At 60.0% G+C, this 6,444-nt stretch carries 6 protein-coding genes and 1 pseudogene; 2 read left to right on the forward strand and 5 right to left on the reverse strand.

Annotated features, from left to right (window positions below):
• Window positions 1-74: 74 nt before the first annotated feature.
• On the reverse strand, window positions 75-260 hold the full coding sequence (locus tag ACE04F_RS28465; protein ID WP_434569990.1) for a hypothetical protein: 186 nt from the start codon (window positions 258-260) through the stop codon (window positions 75-77).
• 68 nt (window positions 261-328) lie between these two features.
• Window positions 329-534, reverse strand: a pseudogene (locus tag ACE04F_RS28470) (LOG family protein); the annotation flags it as partial.
• Between the two features lie 341 nt (window positions 535-875).
• On the opposite strand from ACE04F_RS28470, the gene azu reads away from it, so the two are divergent.
• Complete coding sequence (gene azu, locus ACE04F_RS28475; protein WP_486110979.1) at window positions 876-1,322, forward strand: azurin; 447 nt, start codon at window positions 876-878, stop codon at window positions 1,320-1,322.
• Between the two features lie 185 nt (window positions 1,323-1,507).
• Here the strand turns inward: azu and nadE are convergent, their stop codons facing one another.
• The 3 genes from nadE to ACE04F_RS28490 all read right to left on the reverse strand — a co-directional run bounded on the left by nadE (window position 1,508) and on the right by ACE04F_RS28490 (window position 4,711).
• On the reverse strand, window positions 1,508-2,335 hold the full coding sequence (gene nadE / locus ACE04F_RS28480; RefSeq protein WP_486110981.1) for an ammonia-dependent NAD(+) synthetase: 828 nt from the start codon (window positions 2,333-2,335) through the stop codon (window positions 1,508-1,510).
• 4 nt (window positions 2,336-2,339) lie between these two features.
• Window positions 2,340-3,566, reverse strand: coding sequence for a nicotinate phosphoribosyltransferase (pncB, locus tag ACE04F_RS28485; RefSeq protein WP_486110983.1), 1,227 nt, complete (start codon window positions 3,564-3,566; stop codon window positions 2,340-2,342).
• Between the two features lie 236 nt (window positions 3,567-3,802).
• Window positions 3,803-4,711: a LysR family transcriptional regulator gene (locus ACE04F_RS28490; protein ID WP_434626357.1), complete on the reverse strand. Its 909-nt coding sequence runs from the start codon at window positions 4,709-4,711 to the stop codon at window positions 3,803-3,805.
• Window positions 4,712-4,900: 189 nt separating this feature from the next.
• Here ACE04F_RS28490 and amaB point away from each other — a divergent pair, with 189 nt between their 5' ends.
• Window positions 4,901-6,391 (forward strand): L-piperidine-6-carboxylate dehydrogenase, encoded by a 1,491-nt coding sequence (amaB, locus tag ACE04F_RS28495; RefSeq protein ID WP_486110985.1) that lies wholly within the window; start codon window positions 4,901-4,903, stop codon window positions 6,389-6,391.
• Window positions 6,392-6,444: the final 53 nt, after the last annotated feature.

The raw sequence follows: 6,444 nt of genomic DNA on the forward strand, positions 1-6,444 counted from the left end.
TGGGCCGGCAGCGAGGCTGCCGGTCCTGGACACAAAACCGTGGGGCCGGATCGGATCATCGGGCCCTGGAGGCGTCAGGCGTCGGGGGCCTGGTCTTTCGGTGCATCTGCATCATCGTCTGCCGCCACTTCACCTTCAGCATCGGGGTTCAGTGCTGCTTCATCGGCGGTGGCTTTCTTGCGCTGGAGCTTTTCCTCTTTCTTCTGCTCCTTGGCCAGGTCTCTCTGACGTTTGGCGAAGGAATAATTGGGTTTGGCCATGGGCGATCCTCTGGGGTCGAAGGTGAGGTTGAGCGGCGCGTATTCTGCCCTGTATCGGGGTCGAGCCGTTAGCTGGGTTTTTGCTCGGCCCATTTCGGCGGCACCGAGGGTTGCCATTCATCCAGCGCATCGAGCAGCTCATGGGCCGAGTCGCTCACTGCAGCATGTCACGATGCGGCGCGCGGACGAAGCCTTCGCCGACGATGTGATCGAGAAAACCGGTGAGTTTGCTGTAGAAACCGTTCACTTCCAGCAGCCCCAGCGGTTTAGCGTGGCTTTACTCCGTGATCGCTAACCGGTCCAGAGTAAAGCCTGCCCCTTGTTGCGCAAAGGATTAAACCTCGCGCAGGGGTTTTTCGTAGGTGCCGCTGGCGCCGCAGGCGTAGGCGGCGAGCAGGCTGCATAACAGGCTGTTGAGGTTCATGAGGTTGCTCCAGGGGGGGGATGGAGCCGATCGTAACGGGCGAGTTGTACTTGTGGCTGGTTGATTCTGTCCATCAGGCTGATAGTCTTAAGTTGTATACAATCTTTGACACAGGTCATAGGAACTTGCCGGAAAATCAGGCAGTCTTCCCCTTTGACGAAATTTTGTTAACCATGCCTTGGAGATTCATGATGTTCGCCAAACTTGTAGCAGTATCCCTGTTGACGCTGGCCAGCAGCCAACTGATGGCAGCGGAGTGCAAGACCACCATCGATTCCACCGATCAGATGACCTTCAATACCAAGGCCATCGATATCGACAAGAGCTGCAAGACCTTCACCGTTGAGCTGACTCATTCCGGCAGCCTGCCAAAAAACGTCATGGGTCATAACTGGGTACTGAGCAAAGAGGCTGACATGCAGCCGATTGCCACCGACGGTCTGGGCGCTGGTATCGACAAGAACTACCTGAAGGACGGTGACACTCGCGTCATCGCCCACACCAAGCTGATCGGCGCCAAAGAGAAAGACTCGGTAACCTTTGATGTGTCGAAACTGGCCGCGGGCGAGAAGTACGGTTTCTTCTGCTCGTTCCCGGGCCACATCTCGATGATGAAAGGCACGGTCACCCTGAAGTAATCAAATTTCAGGTACAAAAAAAGCGCCCCAAGCAGGGCGCTTTTTTTATTGCCGGTGTGAATAACCGAGCCCTGTGGGAGCGAGCCTGCTCGCGAAAGCGGTGTGTCAGTCAGCAACGATGTCGCTGATGCGACGCCTTCGCGAGCAGGCTCGCTCCCACAGGTGATATCAGACCACCGCGGTGATCACGGAGCGTACGGCATCACCCGCTTGTGCTCGGTCTTGCGGTAGGTCTCGCAAATGATCCTGGCCGCCTCTTCACGAATCGGTTGGCCATGCAGGAAGGCGTCGATTTCGCCGTAGGTCACGCCATGGGCGGCTTCATCCGGCTTGCCTGGCGACAGGTCTTCCAGATCAGCGGTGGGGACTTTTTCCACCAGTGATTCCGGCGCGCCGAAATCCCGGGCGATGGCCCTGACCTGGTTTTTCACCAGGCCGCTCAGCGGGGCCACGTCGCAGGCGCCGTCACCGAACTTGGTGAAGAAACCCATGACCGCTTCGGCCGCGTGGTCGGTGCCGATCACCAGGCCTTGCTCCGCGCCGGCGATGGTGTATTGCGCCACCATGCGCATCCGCGCCTTGGTATTGCCCAACACGAAATCCCGCGAACCCGGCGCCTTGCCTTCGAATGCCAGGACTTCCTTGGCCAGTGCCTTGACCGCCGGACCGATGTTGACGGTATGGCGCTCGTCCGGCTCGATGAAATCGACGCAGGCCTGGGCTTCGTGCTCATCGAACTGGGTTTCGTACGGCAGGCGCACGGCGATGAACCGGTACGCCGAATTGCCGGTTTTTTCCCGCAGCTCGCGCACGGCACGTTGGGCCAGCAGGCCGGCGGTCAACGAGTCGACCCCACCGCTGATACCCAGCACCAGGCTCTTGAGACCCGAGTTGACGAGGCAGTCCTGAATGAAGCTCACCCGACGGGCAATTTCGGCCTTGAGGGCGGCGTCATCGGCGAACGGTGGCTGGACCTTGAGCTGTTCAGCAATCTCACGCTGTACGGCTTGCATGAATTCACTCCTTGCTTGATGTGCCGGAAAGGGCGGCAGCTACTTGGAAAACATGTCGCATATAGGCGACGAAATTCGGATCCTTGCAGTGGGTCTTGCCGGGCTCGTCTGAAATCTTGGCCACGGGTTGCCCGTCACAGCTGATCATTTTAAGCACGATGCTCATCGGCTCCACGCCTGGAATGTCGCAGGTCAGGTTGGTCCCGATACCGAAGCTCACATTAATGCGACCACGCAAGGCGCGGAAAATATCCAGGCATTTGGGCAATGTCAGGCTATCGGAGAACACCAAGGTCTTGCTCATCGGGTCGATGCCCAGTTTGTGATAGTGGGCAATGGCCTTTTCGGCCCAGATGACCGGGTCCCCCGAATCATGACGCAAACCGTCGAACAGCTTGGCGAAGAACAGATCGAAGTCCTTGAGGAAAGCATCCATGGTGATGCAGTCGGTCAGCGCGATGCCCAGCAGGCCTCGGTATTCGCGAACCCAGCAATCGAGCGCGGCGATCTGGCTGTCGATCAGCCGCGGACCCAGCTGCTGGTGGGCCATGATCCATTCGTGGGCCATGGTACCCAAGGGCTTCATGTCCAGCTCTCGAGACAGGTGCACATTGCTGGTGCCGACGAAGCGGCCGGGGAAGTCGTGCTTGAGCACGTTCACCACTTCTTCCTGGATACGGTAGGAAAACCGCCGACGGGTACCGAAGTCGGCCACTTGCAGTTCGGACAATTCGTCGGCACTGGCGTTGGCCGTCAGCCAGTCGAACTTGCGATAAAGCTGCTCTCGCGCCTGTTCCAGTACGACTTCACGGTAGCGATAACGGTTGCGCACCTCGCTGACGATGGCCAGCAGCGGCACTTCGAACAGGATGACGTGCAGCCAGGGCCCGCGCAGACGGATAAACAGCTCACCGTTTTCGATGCCGGTGTGCACATAGCGCAGGTTGAAGCGAAACAAACCCAGGAAGCGCAGGAAGTCCGGCTTGAGGAAGCTGATGCGCTCGAGGAAACCCAACTGGTCGGCGCTCAGGCTCAGCTCGGCCAGGCGTTCGATCTGGAAACGAATTTCCGCGAGGTAAGGGCGCAGGTCTTCGCTGTTGCGGCAACGAAACTCCCATTCCACCTCGACGTTGGGGTAGTTGTGCAGCACCGCCTGCATCATCGTCAGCTTGTAGAAGTCGGTGTCGAGCAGGTTCTGCACGATGCGATCGGCAAACACGCTCTCGCTCATAATGGGAATCTCCAGACGGGTGCTGCGGCGTGCGGCAGTCGTGTTGAAAGGTCTAGTGGCGCATAACCGTGATGGTTATTGCCAGTATTTTTTAGCGTCCACAGATCTTTTTGTGGCGAGGGAGCTTGCTCCCGCTCCGCTGCGAAGCAGACGCAGAATTTTTCATCTGACAGAATTTTCAGGGCCGCTGCGCAGCCAGCGGGAGCAAGCTCCCTCGCCACGGGGGACAACTGTCACTATGGCGGCGCATCAGGGCTATCGATCTGCTCCAGCATCCATTCCACGAACAACCGCACCTTGGGCACTTCCGCCGAATGTTCCGGGTACGCCAGGTAGTAGGCGTTGGTGCTGGGCATCGGATGTTGCCAAGGGATGACCAGCTTGCCGTCAGCCAGTTCTTCTTCCACCAGGAACCGTGGCAGCAGGGCCACGCCACAGCCGACCTGAGCGGCGCGGATGCACATGTAAAAAGTCTCGAAGCGTGGCCCGTGATAGCTGTGTTCGGTGTGATAACCCTGATGATCGAACCAGTCATGCCATGCCTGGGGTCGGGAGGCGTTCTGCAGCAGCACCAGCCCGGTCAGTTGCGTGGGGTCGGTGAAAGGCTCGTCCGGCAGGCTGCCGGGTGCGCAGACCGGCACCAGTTCTTCGCCGAACAGTTTCAGGGATTCGGTGCCCGGCCGCGAGCCCTGGCCGAAATAGAAGGCCAGGTCACTGCGTCCCTGCTGCAGGTCGTCGGCCTCCTGCTCGCTGCACAGGTCCAGATGAATGCTGGGATGGCGCAGGCGCCAGCCCTTGAGTCGCGGGACCAGCCAGCGGGCGCCGAAGGTCGGAGGCGTGGAAACTCGCAGGACTTCGGTATCGCCACCGTAGGAACGCAGGTAATGCGTCGACATCTCTACCTGGGAAAGGATTTTTCGCACCTCTCCCAGGTACAGATCCCCGGCGGGCGTCAGCTGCAAGCGTCGGCGAACGCGGCGAAACAGCAGGTGTTGCAGCAATTCTTCAAGCTGCGCGACCTGTTTGCTGACGGCGCTCTGGGTCAGGTTCAATTCTTCGGCGGCGCGGGTGAAGCTCAGGTGACGGGTCACCGCTTCGAAGCACTGCAACGCGGTGATCGACGGCAAATAGCGCTTATTGAGCATGATGGAGCCTTATTTTTGTCGCTCTGCTTTTGTGCTGAAGAGTCTGCTTGGGCGGCAGCATGAATAAACGGAATGATATCTCGCTTAAAGGTCGTTTGTTGGCAAGTCTCGGGCCGGCTACAACTACAGGTCTGATCAGCCGTGATGGTCCGGCTGCCACATCTTTGTCTTTCGCATGAGGAATTACCCATGGTTGCTGCATTGCTTGATCGTCTGGGCGTCAACCCGACCCTGTACCAGAACGGCAAACAGCCCGTGCATTCGCCCATCGACGGCAGTCGCATCGGCGCGGTGAACTGGGAAGGCGCCGCTGAAGTCGAGCAACAGGTCAGCCGTGCCGAACATGCCTTCGATTTGTGGCGCAAGGTGCCGGCGCCCCGTCGCGGCGAACTGGTGCGTCAGTTTGGCGACCTGCTGCGGGAATACAAGGCCGACCTCGGCGAACTGGTGTCGTGGGAGGCCGGCAAGATTACCCAGGAAGGCCTGGGTGAAGTGCAGGAGATGATCGACATCTGTGATTTCGCCGTCGGCCTGTCCCGCCAGTTGTATGGCCTGACCATCGCCTCCGAGCGTCCGGGCCATCACATGCGGGAAACCTGGCACCCGCTGGGGGTGGTCGGGGTGATCAGCGCCTTCAACTTCCCGGTGGCGGTGTGGGCCTGGAACACCACGCTGGCCCTGGTGTGCGGCAATTCGGTGATCTGGAAACCGTCGGAAAAAACCCCGCTGACCGCCCTGGCCTGCCAGGCATTGTTCGAGCGCGTGCTGGAGAAATTCAGTGATGCGCCGCCGTACCTGAGCCAAGTGATCATCGGTGGCCGCGATGCCGGCGAAGCCTTGGTGGATGACCCGCGCGTGGCGTTGATCAGCGCTACTGGCAGCACCCGGATGGGGCGCGAAGTCGCACCAAAAGTCGCGGCGCGTTTTGCCCGCAGCATCCTTGAACTGGGTGGCAACAACGCGATGATCCTGGCCCCGAGCGCCGACCTGGACATGGCAGTGCGGGCGATCCTGTTCAGCGCCGTCGGCACCGCCGGCCAGCGCTGCACCACCCTGCGCCGTTTGATTGCCCATGAGTCGGTGAAGGAAGAAATTGTCACCCGTCTCAAGGCCGCCTACTCGAAAGTGCGCATCGGTCATCCGCTGGAAGGCAACCTGGTGGGGCCGCTGATCGACAAGCAGAGCTTCGACAACATGCAGGATGCGCTGGAGCAGGCGCTGAGCGAAGGTGGTCGGGTGTTTGGCGGCAAGCGCCAGCTCGAAGAGCAGTTCCCGAACGCCTACTACGTTTCGCCGGCCATCGTCGAAATGCCGGAGCAAAGCGACGTGGTGCGCCACGAAACGTTCGCGCCGATCCTCTACGTGGTTGGCTACAAGGATTTCGCCGAAGCGCTGGACCTGAACAATTCCGTGCCCCAAGGCCTGTCGTCGTGCATCTTTACCACCGACGTGCGTGAGGCCGAGCAGTTCATGTCGGCGGTGGGCAGCGATTGCGGCATCGCCAACGTCAACATCGGCCCGAGCGGCGCGGAGATCGGCGGAGCCTTTGGTGGCGAAAAGGAAACCGGCGGCGGTCGCGAGTCCGGCTCCGATGCGTGGCGCGGCTATATGCGCCGTCAGACCAATACCGTGAATTACTCGCTGGAGTTGCCGTTGGCGCAGGGGATTACTTTCGACTGAGAACCGGTCAGCGAAAGCTCTCTGTGGAAATAGTCCCCCTGTGGGAGCGAGCC

This window comes from Pseudomonas sp. AGC41 (assembly GCF_057334555.1).